Source organism: Bradyrhizobium australafricanum (genome assembly GCF_020329495.1).
GTDB lineage: Bacteria > Pseudomonadota > Alphaproteobacteria > Rhizobiales > Xanthobacteraceae > Bradyrhizobium > Bradyrhizobium australafricanum.
This window is the reverse complement of sequence record NZ_JAGKJL010000026.1, coordinates 22,131-40,901: the sequence shown is the minus strand read 5'-3', so window position 1 is coordinate 40,901 and position 18,771 is coordinate 22,131. Positions and strand designations below refer to the sequence as shown.

Here is an 18,771-nt window from a genome sequence, read left to right as displayed (position 1 = left end):
AATTCCCCTCACGATCACCGAGTGCGCAAAGTCCCACAAGCGATCGGCTTTCTCGACGAGAGACAACAGGCCAAGGCTCAACGGTCGACGGGAGCGGATCCAGCGCGCAGCTCGCGGGCGGCAGCGACCATGTTGACCAGTGCTGGGCGAACCTCCTCCCATTTCCGCGTCTTCAGGCCGCAGTCCGGATTAACCCAGAGCTGCGAATCACGGAGCCGCTTGCGAGCCAGCGCCATGAGTTCCGTCATCTCGCTGGTCTCGGGCACGCGTGGAGAATGGATGTCGTACACGCCCGGCCCGATTTGATTTGGATATTTGTAGTTCCGAAACGCGTCGAGCAATTCCATCTTCGAGCGCGAGGTCTCGATCGAGATGACATCGGCGTCCATTGCAGCAATCGCATCGATGATGTCGTTGAATTCCGAGTAGCACATATGGGTATGAATCTGGGTTTGATCGGCGACGCCCGATGAGCAGATGCGGAAGCAATCCCCGGCCCAGTCGAGATAGGCCGCCCACTCCGATCGACGCGGTGGCAACCCCTCGCGCAGCGCTGCTTCGTCGATCTGGATCATGGTCGCACCAGCATTCTCGAGATCCCTGACTTCGTCTCGGATCGCGAGCGCAAGTTGGCGGCAGGCCTCGCTTCTGGGAATATCATCGCGAACAAACGACCAGTTCAAAATCGTTACCGGTCCGGTCAACATCGCCTTCATCGGCTTGTTGGTTAGTGATTGCGCGTAGCGCCACCAGTCCACGGTGATCGGCTTCGGCCGCGAGACGTCGCCAAACAGGATCGGTGGCCGAACGCAGCGCGAGCCATAGGATTGTACCCAGCCGTTTTTGGTAAATGCGAAGCCGGCGAGTTGCTCGCCGAAGTACTGCACCATGTCATTGCGCTCAAACTCGCCGTGCACGAGCACGTCCAGGCCAATGTCCTCCTGCCAACGGACAGCACGCGCAGTCTCTTCCTTGAGAAACTTGTCGTATTGCCCGTCGCTCATCGAGCCTCTCGCGTGCGCCGCGCGGGCAGTCCGCACCTCTGCGGTCTGCGGAAACGATCCGATCGTCGTGGTCGGAAACGCCGGCAGTTTGAAGCGCTTGCGTTGGATCTCGGCACGACTGGCAAATGGGCTGGCGCGCCGTCGCATGGCCTGATTGATCGCACTGATCCGGACGGCGACATTGGCGTCACGGATCTTCGGGGAAGTTTCGCGGCGGGTGGTAACGCGCTCCGATTCCGCAAGAGCGTCGGCGACATTCTGATCGCCTGCGAGTGCCCGTGCCAAGGTCGCAAGCTCGCGAATCTTCTGAACCGAGAACGCGAGCCAGCTCTTGACATCGGAAGCAAGCTCCGTTTCGAGTTCAACATCGACCGGCACGTGAAGCAGCGAACAGGATGGGGCGATCTGTACGCGATCCTTGCCGAGCTTCGCAATGGCGGGATCGAGCCGCTGGCGCAGCGCCGACAAATTCGTCCGCCACACATTGCGACCGTCTATCACGCCGAGTGACATGACGAGTTCACTTCGCCCGGCAGCAATGATCTGATCCAATAACTCCGGCGCCCGAACCAGATCGACATGCAGGCCGGCAATAGGTAGGCGCAAGGCGGTGTGAAGATTGTCGCCAAGGTGGCCGAAATAGCTGGCAACCATGATCTTGATGGCCGGCCCTTCCTTGGCGAGCCGGTCATAGGCATGCAGCAAAGAATTTTTTAACCCCTCATCCAGATCAAGGACCATGCAGGGCTCGTCAAATTGAACCCATTTTGCTCCGCGTTTGGCCAATTCCTGCAGAACCTCGATATAGATCGGTATCAGGTCATCCAGGAGTGACAGTGGCTGGAACGCGGGATCAGCACTCTTGCCTAACTTCAAGAAAGTCGCCGGACCGATCAGGACAGGGCGCGTCTGAAAGCCAAGGGCCTTGGCTTCCTCATACTCCTCGATAGGCTTGCGAGAGGAGAGTCTGAAAGTCTGCCCCCGATGAAATTCCGGAACCATGTAGTGGTAGTTGGTATCGAACCACTTGGTCATCTCCTGCGCGGGTGCGCCATAGCCGCGAGGTCCGTGACCGCAACTCGCATCCTGACTGCCGCTTTGTGAACCGCGTGCCATGGCGAAATACGTCTTGAGAGAAGCAGGCTCGGCTTTCGAGGCATAGACTTCCGGGATGGCGCCGACCATGACACTGGTGTCGAGCACCTGATCGTATAGCGAGAAATCGTTCGACGGAATGATGGTGACACCGAGGGATTTCTGGCGCGCCCAGTTCGCCGCACGTAGGCCGGCTGCGTCCTCGAGCAATTGCTGTTCGCTGATTCTTCCGGCCCAATAGCTTTCGAGCGCGAGTTTAAGCTCGCGTCTTGGACCAATGCGCGGCGTTCCGAGCGTGGCAACCGGAAGTGAGAGAAGAGACATAGCGTTAACCCCATGTTGGGGGCAAAGGCCATGGCGGACGCAGGCAGGAGACGTCGCGCGAGCGACGGCTGCTTGGCGCACCACCGGGACACCCCGCCCGTGGACGAACATATTGTCGGGGCAGGTCTCCTGGCTCGCGGGTCATCGCCACTGTCCGGCCTTCCCGAAGCCGCGCAGGCTTCAGTGACTCTGTTGGACAGCGGCTCGCCGCTCACAGTTGCGGGGGCAGCGCCGGCATCACCGGCTTCCCTCTTAGCTCCGGATCAAACAGGAACCGGAGAACCTCGACGACTTGGATTATCGGCAAGACAACTCCGCCGTCAACCTCTCAAATTGATGCTGCGACTCTCCTACGTGTTGACGATGCACGGCCACTCTTGATCGCGACGTTGAAGGCACTCTCCAATCACAGATATCGGGGTGACCGTCTGCGAGGCGCGTTGGCGTCGGACCGCGTGTCAGATCATGGAAGAGACGAATGCGGCCTGGGCGATGAAGGTCACGGTGCCGAGACAGGACGCTCTTCACGCGATCCAGCTTTCGAACATTCATCGAGCACCCTTCGCTACGTCCCCCTTTCTCCACCAACAACCAGTGTGAATAGGCGCGCTATACGCTAAATCCGGCAGCGTACTCAGCGAGCATGTTGATCTACGACCAATCCTGGTAGGCGCCACGCGGATGTTTTTGACGATACTGCGCAAAGCAAGCATAGTGAATCACCAACGAAAAGAGTAGCTCGCAATGAAAATGGCTGTTTGGAGTGCCCTCGGCGTCTTTGCTGCTGCCGTCTTTACGGTCGGCCTGTTCGGCTGGATAGCAAGGCCATTTATGAACCCGGCCGTCAGACAGATGCTCTCGAAAGTGTTGAGCAGTTCAAGTCGAAGCTAGCCTTGCCTTCTTGCCCGGTCGGTACGACTGCATGGAAGCGCAGCTCCTCCAATGTTGACTGCGGCGACGGAGCAGATAGACGCCGGTCACGAGTGTGCCGTCACGCGAGCGGCGAATGCCGTCGTCCCATCGCCTGCCTGACTTTTGAATTTCCTTAGCGCCGATTCCTAATCGCTCGCCGCTGATGGGCGGCTTCGCCTCGTTGTTGGCCATAAAGCGCCAAGCACAACCGGCTGATGCACCTCCGCAGCAGCGGCAACGACCCTGGACCACACGGTTCGATGGCGGCAAACCTGCACCCAATTGTCGTCTGGCTTCTGGCAGCGAGGCCTTCAAAACTGCGCTGCTCGAACATCCAGTAGCGTGACAGGAATGAGCCAAGAAAGTCGCTGCGAATAGGCTAATGGCAACATAAATAAGGTGCGCAGGTCGGGAAGGCGACAAAGGCGGCACAAATCTGGTGCGAACTGCCTGTTATTGCCTGGCACGAAGAATGCAAGTCCTCGCTTACCCAGGCTTCTCCTCCTGGGCAGGTCCAGCATTGCAAGTTGAAGCTTTGGCTGACCAGGAAGTTAGCGGCGCGTGACATCGAGGGACAGCGCCTGCTTGCGCGGGACATCAGCAGGTGCTCGCGTCACGTTGCCGCTAACTTCTAGCGATCTCGTAGATCACGTTGAAGATTGTCCTCTTTGGAATTGACGCGTGGATGAGAACCAGATGGGCCGGCAGCAATGAAGAGAATGTCTGGAACGCGCGTGCTTTGGTTCTGTCTCGGTCGATCGCTGATCTGCCTGGCCGGGCTGGCAGCGACAAACAGCAATGTTCGCGCCAACGACAGCGCGCTTGTCGAAAGGGTCAAGTCAACGTGGCGAGCGCAAGACGGCGAGACTATGGAACAAATCATCTCCAAGGTCTCGAAGGTGGCTCACTTTGTCCCTCGGTCGTGGGGAGTCGCTGAAGGAATTGACCGAACAGAATATGTGTACTTTTCGTGGACCAGACACCAAGACAACAGATCAGACGAACAGTACGCAATCACTTGGAAGATCGCGACCGACGGAACGATCAGACTTGCGTCGTCATATGCCAAGCCGATTGAATTGGGCTGGCGCGCCTTTGCGCTCTCGTTGATCGCCAGTGAGGTCACCGATGGCGAAAAGGACGCAAATCTTCGCTTTTTGCACGATCCTGTTAACTTCAACTTCGTAACGACCGCACAAGGCAAGCTCGGCAATCTTCTGCGGCACGGCCGGTGCCATATCATTGAGCCCGTTGCGGTGGATTACGTGGCGAAACCGAATGACAAGCCGACGGAAAAGGGTGATCTTTGGCGCGTTCTGCTTTTGGTGAACTGCAAGATCCCAGGCCCCCATTATTTTACCTACAACGGTGTCATCACTTTCGAGAAAAGCGAAGGACAAGATTGGGAGCCTCAATCTTTTCTTGCCAAGCGTATCGCGGCCTTTCCTCCAGGCTCTTGGTTCGATCGCATAGAGCCAAATGAACGAGAAACAATAGAGAGGGCGCGAAAGGCCTCGGCCAATGATCGCACCGAGTAAGATCGCGGCGCAGCTCCTTGACGCTGAGCGCCTCTGACTAGCAGCCAAAGCACACTCGCTCGGAAACGTTGACGTGTGCTGTTCTGTCTTTGCAACAAACCGGTAGCCTCTCTCGCAGCTCGTCACAGGAAAAGGCAGACAGCACTGTTGCTCGCGGCCATTCTACGAGAAAATCGATGCTATGATCAGACGACCACGTGCCAGCTTACGAGAACCGATTTAGCCTTCCCCGCACATACGCAGTGCGCGGACGCCAATCTGCGACGAGGCCAGCTCGAAATCCCATTCTGCAGGGGACTTCGCCCAGCAGGCGTGCGCGCAGCGCATCGCTTCAACGGAAAATGGCACCCGCAGGAGCGTGAGCATAGCGACGCCGAAGGCGGCACGCGGGACCGAGTGCAGCGACGAGACCGGTTAAATGGGTACCCGGGAACGGGGCAGTGATAGCGACGCCGGCATTCCTGATGGCGGCGGGCGCCTTTCCCGAGTATCCCCGGCGAGGAGCTCCGCAGCCATGCGCAATGGATGAACCGTAGAATTGAGACGGAGGATCTAGATTTCCTCGGGCGCATTCGTCTGCGCGTCATAAATCCTGATCTGAAGCATGGGAAAGCGCTTCTTTAATTCTTCCCTACCCGCCCGGGCGCCGTCTCTCGTTGTAAATTCGGCTTCGAGTCGGCCGTCCACTTCAAGCCCGTAACAAGAGACCGGCAATTCACGGCTGGCTGCAACCATTTCGTTCCCATTGTGCAGTGAGGTGCTTGAGAACGATGCGTAATGAGTCGCCCAAACCGCACCAGAGTAAGCTGCCTGCGTGCGATGACGCATGTCGGAGATTGATGCCTCGCACTGGCTGGCGCCTGGGATGGGAATTCGTCCAACCGGGCGGCGCATGCACGATCAAGCCATCGGCTCGACATAGCTACCCTCCCAGCTACCCTGGGCCACGCGCACCTCGTGCTGAGCTTCGTGGTATCTGCCCTTCCGAATATTCGGGCCAATTCAACGCAAGACCGTTGCGCACAAGCAATTCAGCAAGATCCCGTCCGCGACCGAACAGGTCGTGACGGTGCCCACAATACCGGTGGAGGTTGAGCGGAATACAGTTGGTGGAGCGCTAGACGTCGCAAGCTGTTGTTGAGAAATGATAGCGAACATAATCACGGACGAGCGCCGGCGAAATATTTCGCGGCACCAAGGCGACGGGGCCATCTTATTTCTTGTTCGACGGCCGCCACGCAGTCGGTGAGCGTGGCCGTGTGGTTATGCTCTCGAAGATCGCCAAGGTCGTCGCCGATCACAGAGAGTATCCCACTTTCGGACACCTTGCAGGAGGAATTGACAGTGCTCGATTCCATGATACCGACCGTTCTTGGTTTTTACCGACGCTCACGGCGGAGCGGTAGGATCCGGTAAGACGGGATTGAGCTCCTCTTGCTCAAGCGTCTTTGCTCCGTCTCCTGCTAAATAGGCCGCGAGCACCGCAATACCGGAGTCTGGTGGACACCGCGCCGGAGCGGCCTTCCTCAGTGGCACCTGCCCCGATCTTTCGGCGATTTCGACACTCATGAGGTGGGGTCGAATCGGACGTCCGACTGCGCGCTCGATCGTGTGGAATATCCACGTCCCATCCGGATCAATGTCTGACCAGTGGAAGATCGGCGTGTTTCCAGACACCATTTGCGTAATCATGCGCAGCGCCTGCTGGGTGGCGAGAGAGGGGTATCCACCCACGTACATCGTCGCTCCCTCTCGATCTGGATCGGCCTCGGCGACATGTCTGTTGAAGCTCGCGAAATTTTCGATGGTGAGAAGGTAGGCTGGTGGCCGCCGGAAACGGATGCGATCCGCCTCCTTGGGCGGGATGCCTAGATAGAGTGGAGAAATCTGGGACAAATCGGCGCCATCGAGATCGATCCTTCCCGCGATGAGAAGCGGCGGCGCGAAGCGCTCCAGTCCGATCGTCCGCAGCGCCTCGCGGGGCCGCGCTCCGGGCGGGAGCTCGAGGATTCCCCCAAGAAGTCGGACGACCGCGCCTTCGACGCGTTCGAGGGCTTTGCTATCGCCGACCGTTCTTCGCGAGAAGGTCCGATAATCGACATCCAAATGCCTATTCTCCAGAATTGCTTGGGCGAGGGCGAAGGCGTCGCGGAGCTTGTCCACATCGGATGAGGCGAACCCGTGCCAGCTCTTGGCTCGCCCCCAAGTTTCCGCTATCGCGGCAGCCGCTTCCACCAAGCGCCAATCCAGCGCGATGTCCGCACAGAGGCGCCTACCAGCCTCTTGGGCGATCTGAGCGGCCGGAACGCGTCCGAGATAGTGGTAGAGCGCGTCCGCGGCTTGAAGTCTGACGTGCACAATCTGATCCCGCCTGGTTCCGCGTCCCCTTGCGAGACTAACGGCGCCGACCGCCTCGGCCCGCGCGATCTGCCTCAGGAAGACGTCAGCAGCCACCACGTTGGGAAATGCGTCATAGTCGGGATGTGCGATGGGGTTGGCGCTCCCACCTTCGTAGCGATCCAGCAGATCGTTCAGTAGTCCGTTCGCCTCACTGAAACGACGCACCATGGCTACTCGGCGGCCAGACGTGCGGCAAGGTCGTCGGCGGTCATCAGGTCCGGATCGATCGCACGCAGTTCGCGCTTGGCCTTTTCCTTCAACGAGACGACCGTTGCCCTCGACTGCTCGCCGATGCGATCGACCTCCACGATGGTGTCCATATGCTCTAGCACCGCGACCCGCTTCTCGAAAGGCGCGGCAATCACAAACTGCAGGCCGAGATTCTTGTAGAAGCTCATCATCTGGCGCTGGTTCTTGCCGTCCATTTTCGAGAAGACCTCGTCGAACATCGCAAGCGCGAAGCCTGCCGGCTTGCCGGCGCGACGCTCGGCACTGCCGTAGACGGCCGCAAGCGAGGCGCCGATGGCGACGTAAATTGGAACCTGCTGTTCAGCACCTGATCCGGTGCCACGGCGCTGCTCCCAACGGGTCGAGCGGCCGGTACCGACGTCTTCCATGTGGATCTCGAAGGTGTAGAAATTTCTGTAATCCTCGAACTGGGTGAAGTCCTTATCGGGATCTTCGAGCAGCGCTTCGAGTGCCAGGATCGTGTCCTTGTGGGGGAAGTCATCCGATACGTCTCCGCGAAAGAGCATGTCGAGCGCCTCGGGAGAGGTCTTGCCGATCTCGATGATCTTCAAGATCGGCTGAAATTCCACCACCTGGGTACGGTGAAAGGAGTATCGTTCATTGTGGAAGGGGTGCGCGTAGAGGCTGCGGTTCAGCGACTGGAGCTCACGCTCCATCTTGCCGATCCGAGCCGAGAGCGCATTAATGAACTCACCGCGCAGTAACATGGACGCTTTCTCGGCCGCGTCACGCGCCTGACGTTCGTACTGCCGCAATTCGTTGGACTCTATCTCCTCGATTAATTGCGCCATCCAGGGCTTGACCTCCTGAAGAGGCTCGCTCTCGATGCCGATCTGGGAGCTGACGCCGAAAGTGTCGAAATAGCCGTCCAGGAACTCGCGCACCTGCCGTTCGATCCGACCGCGCTCGTCGTTCGCCGCGTCGGCGTCCTTGACGGCCTTCTCAGCCATGCTGCGATGCCGGTCGGCCTCGTTCTTGTGAGCGCGGGCGTCAAGGCGCGCCCGATATACCGGTCGGCCTTTTGACGCAGAGTAGAGGGGCAGATTCTTGACGAACAGCGACCAAGCGATCTTCAGATTGAGTTCGGAGCCAGGTACGTTTTCGCCGTCACCGAGCCTACTCTTCGCCGCCCGGACGTCGCCGTCGTGTTTGTTGAAGGCAGTCTGCTGAGTCTCGCGCTCGGCGATCCTTCGGTCCTTCAGTTGCTGCTGGGCACGTTTTTTCTGGCGAAGACCGCCGTCGCCGGCGTCGTCCAGAGCCGCGAGCTTCGCTTGAGCATCTGCCATCTTAGCCTGCACTGCGGCGAAGGCCGCAGCGCAGGTCTTCAGATCGCCTGCGGGCGCGTCGCACAGGGCTTTCAGCGCCATGAACGCGCCGTCAGCGATCTCGGCTTCCTTCGCGGCCTGGCGTAGCGATACTTCCAGCTCGTCCGCCTGCTCGTGCAGCGCGCGCAACGCGTTCGCCTGGGCAGCCTTGCCGATCTTGTGCTGCGAAAGCTCGATTGATCGATGGGTGCGGACCAGGCCATCGTCGTAGAGGCCGTCCTTCATGATGGCGCGGCCCGGCCTGTTGAACTGGTCCAGGGTGTCCGCAAGGCGCACGGAGCCGTACCGGCGCATGATAAACGACAGCGCGTCCGGATCCTCCGTGCGGAAGATCGAAGGAAACGTTCCTGGCTCGGGCTTGGCCCTGAATTGCTCCAGCTTGTTGAGGCTCACCAGGGACGTGCGCCGGAACTCGCGCCGCCCTTCCTTGAAGATCGCGGTCGCATCGCCGATATGCGGCCTGTCGACGAACACCGCATCGCGATCGCGGCCAAGAAGCGCCTCAGCGGCACCCGTCCAACCCGGCTCGGCGACCTCGATCAGTTCGCACAAGACACGCGGCGCCATGCCTTTTTGGCGAAGCCGGAGACATAAGCGCTCGGTGTCCGGCTCGAGGTGCGCGCGCGCCCCTCCCGAGGCGTGCTGCCGGACCCGCTCCATCAAGTCATCCCGCTGGGTACGTAACTGCGAGGCTTTTGCGATGACCTCCTGACGCGCTTCGTCGATCTTCGCGAGTCGTTGCCCTCCCAAGATTGTCAGGGCGTTTTCGGCCGCAACCAGTTCGTCGGAAACGGCCCCAACCGAGGCGGCACCTACAGCGGCAAGCAGCCGGTCCACGGCCGGAATGAAATCGTCGAAGCCGCGCCCGCCCATGGCACACAACGGTTGCAGGCGCCGGATGGTGTCGATGCGCGCCTTGAAATCAGCTGCAGCGCGTTGCGCGGACTGCTCCGCCACCGCGGCGGTCTGCTGCAGCGACTTCCTGCCAGTCTTGGCGTCGTGTTCGGCGATGGCCTCGGTAAGCCGTTGCAGCTCATCGTCGATCGCTCTGATGTCTTCATTCAAGAATTTCAGTTCGCCGCCCGCGGCTTCGCGCTGCGCGCTCGCGAGCCGGAGCCTCACCCTGAAGTCACGGTTGATAGCGCGGGCGGCGAGCCACTCCGCGCGCTTGCCAATCCACTGCTCGCGGAACTTGGTCTCCAGTGCCTCTTCCAGCGCGGTCAGAATAGCCTTCAGTTCCTTCAGTGCCTCCAGCTTGAGGCGCATCTTCCGGATCGTGTCGCTAATGTTGCGGTAGGTCTGAATCGACTCGCGCAGTTCCTTGATACCGATCGGGCTGTCCTCAAGGATGTAGTTCCGCACGAACTGCGTGGCTGTCTGGTTGTGGTCGAGCGTCATGGCGTTGACGATCGATTTCTGCAGCGCGTTGGCGTTCTGTTCGCCATACGGCGAGTGCGGCAGGAGATGGCGCATATACTCGCGGACATAATCGCTCGCCCGATCGCGGTGATTGACGAAATTACCTTCGCCGACGGCGGAGATGATTCGGGCGCGCGCGTCCTCCCATTGCGCTGGAAATAGTGCCTTTCCACGCTGTTCGATGAAGTCATTGGACGTGAGCACCGCGCCGACCGCGATGAACAGCGCGAGCACGGTCTCTCTACTGTCGGACTTCCGGGCTTCGAGCGCCATGCCGATGGTGACGGAAGGCCGCGCTCCGTCCGTGTCTTCAAAACCGAGCGCGATGTAGGTGCGCGCCTCGTCGCGCCGGCGCTGATCCTCGCCGAGCGTGCCGAGGCAGTAGTCGACGACGCTGCGCTTCGAGCTGCCGCGCGATCTTCCGCCGTCACCGGCGACCGCGTTCAGGCGCAGGAAGCGTCGGTTGCCACCGGTGAGGACGACCTGCGCCATATCGAGGATCGTCGATTTGCCGGAGCGGTTCTCACCCAGCACGCCCACGTGACCGGTCACTTCGATGTCGGCAACATCGAATAGGTGCCAGTTCACCATAGTCAGGTGGCGCAGTTGCATCATGCGTCATCTCCCGCGACCTGCGGAAAGCGGGCTTCCTCGCTTTTGACGTAGCGCTCGAGCCTTTGGAGCGCGTCACCGCCGCTGATCAGCTTGATCATCGGCCGGATCCTGACCTCCCAGTCCTGCTGTTCGTCGTCGAAGTCACCGATCTCGACAAGACTACGCTGGGCGGCCTCACGCAGAATGTCGCGGAAGCGGGCTGCGGAGATGGCGCCGCCCCCACTATGCTGCGCCATCTCCCGGTACCGATCGAAGAGGTCGTTCAGCGTCGCGACGACCACGGCTCGGTCCTCGACAGCCCCGACGTTCACTTCCTGCTGCCAGTACGCGGCCAGCACGAGCATAGCGATGGTTTCGTCGAGCTTCATCCGGGGCAGCGGCACGTCCTCGTCCATCGCGACGATCCCTGCCCACTGCGCCTCCGGATCGCGATGGACGCGATAACCGCAACTGTCGAAGAAGCCGTCGACCACGTCGCGGAAGCGGCCATCCATCATCGTGTTGTAGACCGTCCCGGTGCGAGGGTCCCGGGGAACACGAATTGTCGTCGCAGCAAGAAATGCAACGCCTTCCGAAGATCGGCCGCCTTCTCCGCACCGGCGGAGCGCTCGATGTTGTCAAATTCGCTAAGCATGGACTGCTCTGCCTTTCGCCGTCGTACCCGATCGTCTGACCACGAAGTTCGCGCACCTGAGCCACTCGCTATCGTGCGGAGGCGTGTCGGGGCTTGGCTCCAGATCGAAGCCAGCCGCGATCTGCGCGGGCACGTCGCCGGTTAGCGCATAACGTCGGGCGCAGTCGAAGGCGAGGAAATCGTCGACGGTGCCGATCTGCATGAAGCGCGCCTCCTTGGTCGCGAACGGAGGAACCTGCCCCTCGAGGAATCTTTTGACGTCCTCGGGACGCGGCGCGATGCGAGCGATGTACTCCAGGCGAAGCTGCTTCCGCAGTTCGTAGAGCGGATCCGACGGCGGCCCGGCGAGTTCTCTTGCCTCGACAGGGCGGCGCGGCTGTCTAGCCGGCGCCTGATGGTGTTCAGACCAGGGCGACCGCAGTGGCTCAACGTTCCATTCGACGGTTGCCTCGTTGTGCCTGCCCTTGCGGAGCAGAGCGTCGAGCCGCCGCACCAGGTCGCCGGCGCGCCCGACGAGTCCCTGTGTTCCACGCTCCGCGTACTTGATAGTATTTCGAACACGTGACTCGAGCTGTCTGCGGAAGGTCTCGATCCGATCGAACATCTCGCCGATCTGCTCGAAGATGCTTTCGATGGCCAACAAATCGTCAGCCGCAGCCATCCGCCCCTCTTCGAGATCGGACGCCATGCTTGCTGCGGCGTATTCCTCGGCGAGCACCTGCATCGTCTCGGACGTGTAGGAAATTCTGCGAGCAAGATCCACGATCGCGTCGCGAAAGCGGTACGGATGGTTGACGGTGAGGATGGACTCGAAATCCTTCAGCAGCAGCTGGTCGACGAACTCCTCGAAAAAGGCCTCCAGCCGGGTGCCCACGGTCTTCGATTCCATGACCGTCCGTCGGATACGCTTGAGGTCAGCCAAAATGGCCCGCAGACTCTTGGTGAATTGATCGGCCTGATTGCGCGCCTCGCGGACGGCGAGTGCGGCCTCGCGTTGCTTGCGGTCGGTAATCTCGGGTGTGAGCTTTTCAACGGCTTCCAGATTAAGGCGGATTTGCACGATCAAGCCGCCGAATCGCTGGGAGAGGTCCTTATTGAGGCTCGCCAGACGCTGGATCACCAGCAGGGGTCCCATGGCCATGTCCACGGTCACCCGAAGTCCGTACTCCTCCTCCTCGAGCCATCCCCATGCGACGAGCCGCGTGTAAAGTTGGCGCGCCAGGCCGAGCGCCTTGTCTCCCTTCTCGGATGTGAGTGCGACGTCGACCTTGCGGATGCGGCGGCGCCGCGCTGAGATCATTTCAGGCAGCGCGCCGAAATCGTCGCCGTCGTCCCACAAGGCGGGGTTGGCCCGCATGACGTCGTAGATCGCGTGAATGACCTGCTGCGGCGCAGGGAAAGCGGGCGCGCCCGAGAAGAAGCGCTCATGAAGATCCAGCAGACATGCCGCGTAGAGATGTTTGTGGTCCCGCGAAAAGGCCAGGAACGCGTCGTCGTGCAAATGGCGAAACAATGCCAATCAGAAGCTCCATCAATCGAACATGCCCGAGCCAGATCGGAACAAGCTAATATATTGAAAATCCTATTGAATTTTGACGCGAGGGACCGGAGGGTACAACTGGCGGCGGGCGGTCGTTCTGTTTATGTTCGAATATAACGTCCTGAGAACGTACTGTCGAGAGCTTCACCGGAGTCCACGTATCCACCTCGTTCCAATGCCGGGACTTTCGAAGACCCGGCTGAGCTCGAGGACCTGCTACTTGGCGGCTCGTCCCTGCCGCATCACTTTATGAGATAACGTCGTAATATCAAATACTTGACCCGAGTCTGGAAATGCGCCCTGCTCAGGTACCTAAGGCATGGATACCCCGAACAGAGGTACCCATGGCCTACAACGTTAAGGACCGCGAGACCGACCGAATCATTCGCGAACCCGCCGCACTCAAAGGCAAGCCGATCCTCGATTGCATTCGCGAGGCTTGCGAACATGAAATTCAGCGTGAGCGCCTAAAGACGCCGCACTGGGACCGGCTGCAACCGCTGCTTGATCGCATCGCCAGCGCTCCCAAAACCGGTCTGACCGCCGACAAGGCGTTTTTCGACGATCTGTCCGGTGATGTCTGATAATGATCGATGCCTCAGCCCTGGTCGCGATCTTGCTGCGCGAACCGGACGCGGCTGAGCTCGTCATGGCAATTGCCGACGCCAAGGCGCCGTTCACCTCAGCCATCGCAGTATATGAAACGGTCTGTGCTCTCATGCGCGTCAACGCATGGGGTGCGCCGGAAGCGGAGGCCGCAGTGCGGGAATTTCTCGACGCCGCATCCATCCGCGTGTGCGCGATTGCCGACGGCATGATATTGACCGCCGCTATGGCGTTCGGTCGGTTCGGAAAGGGGCGACATTCGGCCCAGCTCAATCTTGGCGACTGTTTCGCCTATGCCTGCGCCAAGACCTATCGCGCGCCACTGCTGCACAAGGGTGACAACTTTCCGCGAACCGATCTCGAGCTGGTACGCAAGCGATAAGCTGTTGGCAACGTCTGTAAGATTGCATCGATGATACGGCGACCATCCAGGGTGTGGAGATGAGCACCATCGCCAAGCGCGATCTTCATCTTGAAGCGCATGTTGCGTGAACAGATGCCAGCGCGGTTCTAAGTCGATAGATCGTGGGCTGCAAAGAGAGTGACCGCGAACGCGCTGTAAGCCAGGTTCATTTGCTTTGATGGCATTCGCTTTCCGGGAGCAACTCGGTTGGCTTTTCGACTACACCGACGCCGGGCGAGTTCAACGCTCCGCCGATGATTTTCCTGCTGGGGTCAAGCACTGTGCGGTGCGCGCCTACTGAGAGAGACGGTCGAGGCCGGCATACCGCAACACTTATCCTGGAAGAAATCGCTTGAACCTCACGTCACGTCAGGGCGTAGGTTGGAAATCACAACCAAGATTTCACCAACCAACGCCGAACGATGCAACACAGGCCAAATAGCAGACATGGTGCGATCAAGCAGGCGAATGTAGCGACGCCGGATTGCACGTGGTGCTGAACGGATGGACCAAGAGAGAAAGGCCGTCGGGATGAAACACCGCGCAATGATGGCTGCATTGCTCGCTGTCATCACATCTCCGGCTTGCGCAGCGAAACTCAGCGGCCCTCCGCGCATCGTCGACGGCAATACGATTGAGATCGAGCAAACTAAAATTCGGCTCTCGGGCATCGACGCGCCGGAGACGGATCAGATTTGCCTCGACGCCCACGGTCAGAAATGGGCTTGCGGCATCGCTGCTCGCGATGAGCTTATCAAGCATTCGAACGGACGAACGTGGGATTGTCATACCACCGGGCGAGATGAGTACGGCAGGTCACTCGGGAGCTGCTTCATCGCAGGCGAGGACGTGAACGCGTGGATGGTACGCTCGGGTTGGGCACTATCATGGGGTCGAAATATCCATATCTACGCCGTCTATGAGGTTGTGGCGAGCCATGCCTATGCCGGCCTATGGTCGGGGGCGTTCATCACGCCTTGGGACTGGCGTCACCGCAACAATGGAACGATCATCATTGGCGCGAGCTCGGTACCGACCGATGCCCAGGAGCTCCTGCTCGGACCCGCTTTGGCATCGGACCCGCCCTCACCCGAGTGTCTGATAAAAGGCACTGTGGGCGGCAACGGCGAGCGCATCTATCACTTGCCCGGGCAATTCGGTTACGGACAAATCGACATGACGAAGAAGCAGGGTGAACGCTGGCTCTGCAGCGAAGCGGAGGCTGAAGCCACGGGATGGCGTAAAGCCGCGCGATAAGGCGACACGCATGCATGCCGACCATTCCCCGAATATATCTTGCGCGCTCACGATAAAGCCTTCGCGCCGGTCACTTTTGCTGTCGCTGTTGGCGTTTTCGGCGCTTGGCATGCCGCTTGGCGACAACATAGTTGACGCGAAGGAAGCAAAAAAGCCACCCAAGCCGGATAATATGCTCACGCCGGATGCTGCGCTGAGGCGGCTAGTCGAAGGTAATGACCGGTTTGTCCAGGGCACATCACGAGGCGGCGATTTCAAGCGCGAGCGTCAGGCTTTAGTCGATGGACAAAATCCATATGCGGCGGTTCTGAGCTGCGCCGATTCTCGCATAGCGCCTGAACTTGCCTTCGACAGCGGACTTGGTGACCTGTTTGTCTGCCGCCTCGCCGGCAATTTTGCCAACGATGACACGGTCGCCAGTATGGAATACGCGGTCGCTGTGCTGAACACGCCATTGATCTTGGTACTCGGGCACGATCGTTGCGGCGCGATAGACGCCACGATCAAGTCGCTCAACGACGACAAGCCGGCGCCGGGACATATTCCATCGCTCGTCGCTGCGCTTGCGCCTGCGGTACGGGAATCCCGCCAGCAAACCGGTGATGCGTTCGCCAATGCCATCCGGCAGAACGTAGTCGATAACGTCGATAAACTTAAATCGGCAGGCCCGGTTCTGAACGCGGCAGTTGAGCAGAACAGACTAAAAGTAGTCGGGGGTCTGTACCGGCTCGACAGCGGCAAGGTCGATCTGCTGAACTGACCCTGGCACCTTCGCAGCCGTTTGAATGCCTAACGCGGCTTCGGTTGAGTCCGCGAAATTCGCTCGTCCATCGATAAATGCACCGGATGTGATCCGCTCCACAATTGACATACAACTTCGGAATATCTTTTTGTATGCGCGAGCTCTTTATCCTCCTCATACTCTACCTACTTATGTTGGCAACGCGCAGCCAGCACCAACGAAATTTCCTGTCGTGACCGACAGTTCCATGCCTTCCGTTAACGCCATGGCCAACACAGTTGACTGAAGCCGCAGATGCGCGGCAACGGATGTTGGGATCTAAGCGCCGCTCTCGGCGAGGGGACAACCCTCAAAACAGCCTCGCCGGATCATCCGTCATGGCATCGAATCAGATGGCCCGTTGAGGGTCCCCGGCTCAGCTGGGGCTGAAGATCACATACAGCAGAATTACGACCGCGACGGCTGCCCATCCGGCTGATGTAAGGAACACTGTTGCTCGCGACGGCATCGGACGGTCTCTCCTGCATCAACCAACGAAGCGAGTGCCAGTCTTGGAAACGAAGCATCGCTGGATCCGCTTTAAAGACCATACCTTGGATCCGCAATAAACCGGAACTTTTTCGCGCGACAGTTGCGATTACCGGCTAGAACGCAGAACAGTCCTCTGGGCCTTCGCTGACACGCCTCGAGCCTGGCACCCAAGGATCGATGGACGTCTTGAGAATGCCATCAAAGAGCGCTGGTAGCGCTGCGTAGCTGAGCCTTGTCAGTTTGATTTCCGAAGTGCTCCCTTCAAAAAGGAGCATCTGCGTGCGTCGGCGCGGACTTTTGAAGACCGTTTTGCCGATCCCGTAATCATCTTGCGCGGCCGCATTGCACGCCCCAGGTCTCTTCGACCAACGCATCGATCATGTCGGATACATCATCCTGCCCGACGTTAAGTGTCAGCGAGATCCGCAACCGTGCCGTTCCCACAGGCACCGTTGGCGGCCGTATCCCACGGATATCAAAGCCGCGCGCCTGGAGTGCAGAGGCGAGCCGCATCGTGCGAGCGTTGTCGCCCACAACATAAGGAATAATCTGTGAGTTCGAAGAACTCGCGCGACCGCACACAACGAGCTGCCGATGTGTAAAGTTGACCAGATCGATTAGACGTCGTTGCCGCTCAGGCTCCTCCTGCAAGATTAAGATCGCCTCTCGCACCGCGACGGCCATTAGGGGGGATGGCGCGGTGGCGAAAATGAATGGACGGCACCGATTGACCATGAAGTCGCGCAGTACGCCGGAAGCCGTGACAAGCGCGCCCGCCGCGCCCAGCGCCTTGCCGCAGGTGTGGATTACCAAAAGATTTTCGCGCCCCTCATAGGGCGCGGTGAGCCCCCGTCCCTGCTCGCCGTAAACACCTGTGGCATGAGCCTCGTCCACAACCAGGAACGCCTCGCAGCGCTCGGCGATTGCGACCAGATCTTTAAGCGGCGCGAAGTCTCCGTCCATACTATAGAGGCTCTCCACCACGATCCAGACGCGCCCCTTGCCGCCCCTGGCGCGCCAGTCGCCAATCGTGTCTTCGACCGACTGGAGGTCATTATGAGTGCTTATCCGGAACTCGGCTCGGCCCGCTCGTGCGCCTTCATGAATGCTGGCATGTACGAGCGAATCGAGAACAAGCAAATCGCCCTGCTGCGGCAACGTCGTTAGAACAGCAAAATTTGCGATGTAACCGCCGCCGAAGAACAGCGCCGTCTGTGTTCGGAAGAACCGCGCCGCCTCCGCTTCAAGAGCTTCGTGCTCCTCACAATTACCGCGCAGGAGCCGTGACCCACCAGCTCCGATCGGCGTGCCGGCATCGAGCGCGGTGCACAGGGCTTTCTTCATACGAGGCGCGCTCGCCAGCGCCAGATAATCGTTTGAAGCAAAATCGGTCCCTGTGCGCGGCTTGAAGCCGCGCAGCCGATCGTCTTCTTTCAAGGCTTCTAGGGCTGCTACATAACCATTAAGCGGCGTATTCATTGATCAATTATCCTAACGCCTGCAGCAGGGCGCCATCGATCGAGCCTTCGTGGCACATATCTCGGATTGTGTCAGCAGGGTGCGACGGATCTGCAAGCCAATCTAAGCGCACCGACCGAAGAGGCAGGGGCGCCTCCAGTCCATCGGTAATAGGACCGCCGTTCGGCGAACAAGCCTCATGCTCGGCTGCCTCTCGCTTCTAACCGTCGCGACCAAGGCACCAGGATCGCTCAGCGGCGCCATCAATCGCACGCCCTTGACTTCGTCCCGTAACGTGAATGAGCAAGCAGGACGAGCATCCCGACGCGATCCTCGACATGCGTCACGCGGAGACATCTGCGCCCCAATTGTCCGCACCTAAAAAGCCCTCCCCGAACGCCCGCCGAGAGAGTGAACCAGGTACGATGCGAACCATCCCACCCTCGCGTAGCTATGTTGGCAGATCGCGCATCCTCAGGCGTGCGCAAACTTCGTACACAGCGGACGAACGCGCGTTCGCTCGGCGAGTGTGATCGAATCGTATCATAAGGGCACGCTGCGGACCCCGGGGCTCGCGAGACGATACCCCAACTTCGGCGCGCCAAATCACCGATCTCCTCGGCGCGCGTCGCGGCAGCCGCGCACAAAGTGATATGCGAGTAGCAAAGTTCATTGTGGACCAAACCACACGCGACTTGGTACTGGCAAAACGTGCTGGC

Annotated in this window: 12 protein-coding genes and 1 riboswitch; of the genes, 5 read left to right on the top strand and 7 right to left on the bottom strand. The window is 59.7% G+C overall.

Annotation, left to right across the window (positions count from 1 at the left end):
• Positions 1-77: 77 nt before the first annotated feature.
• Complete coding sequence (gene metE / locus J6525_RS23030) at positions 78-2,423, bottom strand: 5-methyltetrahydropteroyltriglutamate--homocysteine S-methyltransferase (RefSeq protein ID WP_225646413.1); 2,346 nt, start codon at positions 2,421-2,423, stop codon at positions 78-80.
• A gap of 102 nt (positions 2,424-2,525) precedes the next feature.
• Positions 2,526-2,725: riboswitch (cobalamin riboswitch) on the bottom strand.
• A 1,329-nt stretch (positions 2,726-4,054) separates the two neighbouring features.
• Here metE and J6525_RS23025 point away from each other — a divergent pair.
• Positions 4,055-4,873 (top strand): nodulate formation efficiency C protein, encoded by an 819-nt coding sequence (locus tag J6525_RS23025; RefSeq protein WP_225646412.1) that lies wholly within the window; start codon positions 4,055-4,057, stop codon positions 4,871-4,873.
• A 552-nt stretch (positions 4,874-5,425) separates the two neighbouring features.
• On the opposite strand, the gene J6525_RS23020 is transcribed toward J6525_RS23025, so the two are convergent.
• From J6525_RS23020 to J6525_RS23000, 5 genes are all read right to left on the bottom strand, one after another.
• Positions 5,426-5,608: a hypothetical protein gene (locus J6525_RS23020; protein WP_057018749.1), complete on the bottom strand. Its 183-nt coding sequence runs from the start codon at positions 5,606-5,608 to the stop codon at positions 5,426-5,428.
• 654 nt (positions 5,609-6,262) lie between these two features.
• Entirely contained in the window at positions 6,263-7,441 is a 1,179-nt protein-coding gene (locus J6525_RS23015; protein ID WP_225646411.1) for a Wadjet anti-phage system protein JetD domain-containing protein, read from the bottom strand.
• Positions 7,442-7,443: 2 nt separating this feature from the next.
• Positions 7,444-10,881, bottom strand: a complete 3,438-nt coding sequence (locus tag J6525_RS23010; RefSeq protein ID WP_225646410.1) for an SbcC/MukB-like Walker B domain-containing protein — start codon at positions 10,879-10,881, stop codon at positions 7,444-7,446.
• On the bottom strand, positions 10,878-11,378 hold the full coding sequence (locus J6525_RS23005; RefSeq protein ID WP_225646409.1) for a DUF4194 domain-containing protein: 501 nt from the start codon (positions 11,376-11,378) through the stop codon (positions 10,878-10,880). The genes J6525_RS23010 and J6525_RS23005 overlap by 4 nt, the downstream gene beginning before the upstream one ends.
• Before the next feature lie 129 nt (positions 11,379-11,507).
• A complete protein-coding gene (locus J6525_RS23000; RefSeq protein ID WP_225646408.1) occupies positions 11,508-13,034 on the bottom strand; it encodes a Wadjet anti-phage system protein JetA family protein in 1,527 nt (508 codons plus the stop codon).
• A gap of 365 nt (positions 13,035-13,399) precedes the next feature.
• Here J6525_RS23000 and J6525_RS22995 point away from each other — a divergent pair, with 365 nt between their 5' ends.
• The 4 genes from J6525_RS22995 to J6525_RS22980 all read left to right on the top strand — a co-directional run bounded on the left by J6525_RS22995 (position 13,400) and on the right by J6525_RS22980 (position 16,081).
• The gene (locus J6525_RS22995; protein ID WP_225646407.1) at positions 13,400-13,639 is read left to right on the top strand and encodes a type II toxin-antitoxin system VapB family antitoxin; all 240 of its coding nucleotides are present in this window, start codon (positions 13,400-13,402) and stop codon (positions 13,637-13,639) included.
• 2 nt (positions 13,640-13,641) lie between these two features.
• Entirely contained in the window at positions 13,642-14,043 is a 402-nt protein-coding gene (locus J6525_RS22990; protein WP_225646406.1) for a type II toxin-antitoxin system VapC family toxin, read from the top strand.
• A 525-nt stretch (positions 14,044-14,568) separates the two neighbouring features.
• On the top strand, positions 14,569-15,321 hold the full coding sequence (locus J6525_RS22985) for a thermonuclease family protein (RefSeq protein ID WP_069276049.1): 753 nt from the start codon (positions 14,569-14,571) through the stop codon (positions 15,319-15,321).
• Between the two features lie 10 nt (positions 15,322-15,331).
• Entirely contained in the window at positions 15,332-16,081 is a 750-nt protein-coding gene (locus tag J6525_RS22980; protein WP_225646405.1) for a carbonic anhydrase, read from the top strand.
• A gap of 837 nt (positions 16,082-16,918) precedes the next feature.
• Here J6525_RS22980 and J6525_RS22975 read toward each other — a convergent pair.
• Positions 16,919-18,073, bottom strand: coding sequence for an 8-amino-7-oxononanoate synthase (locus J6525_RS22975; RefSeq protein ID WP_225646404.1), 1,155 nt, complete (start codon positions 18,071-18,073; stop codon positions 16,919-16,921).
• Positions 18,074-18,771 lie beyond the last annotated feature (698 nt).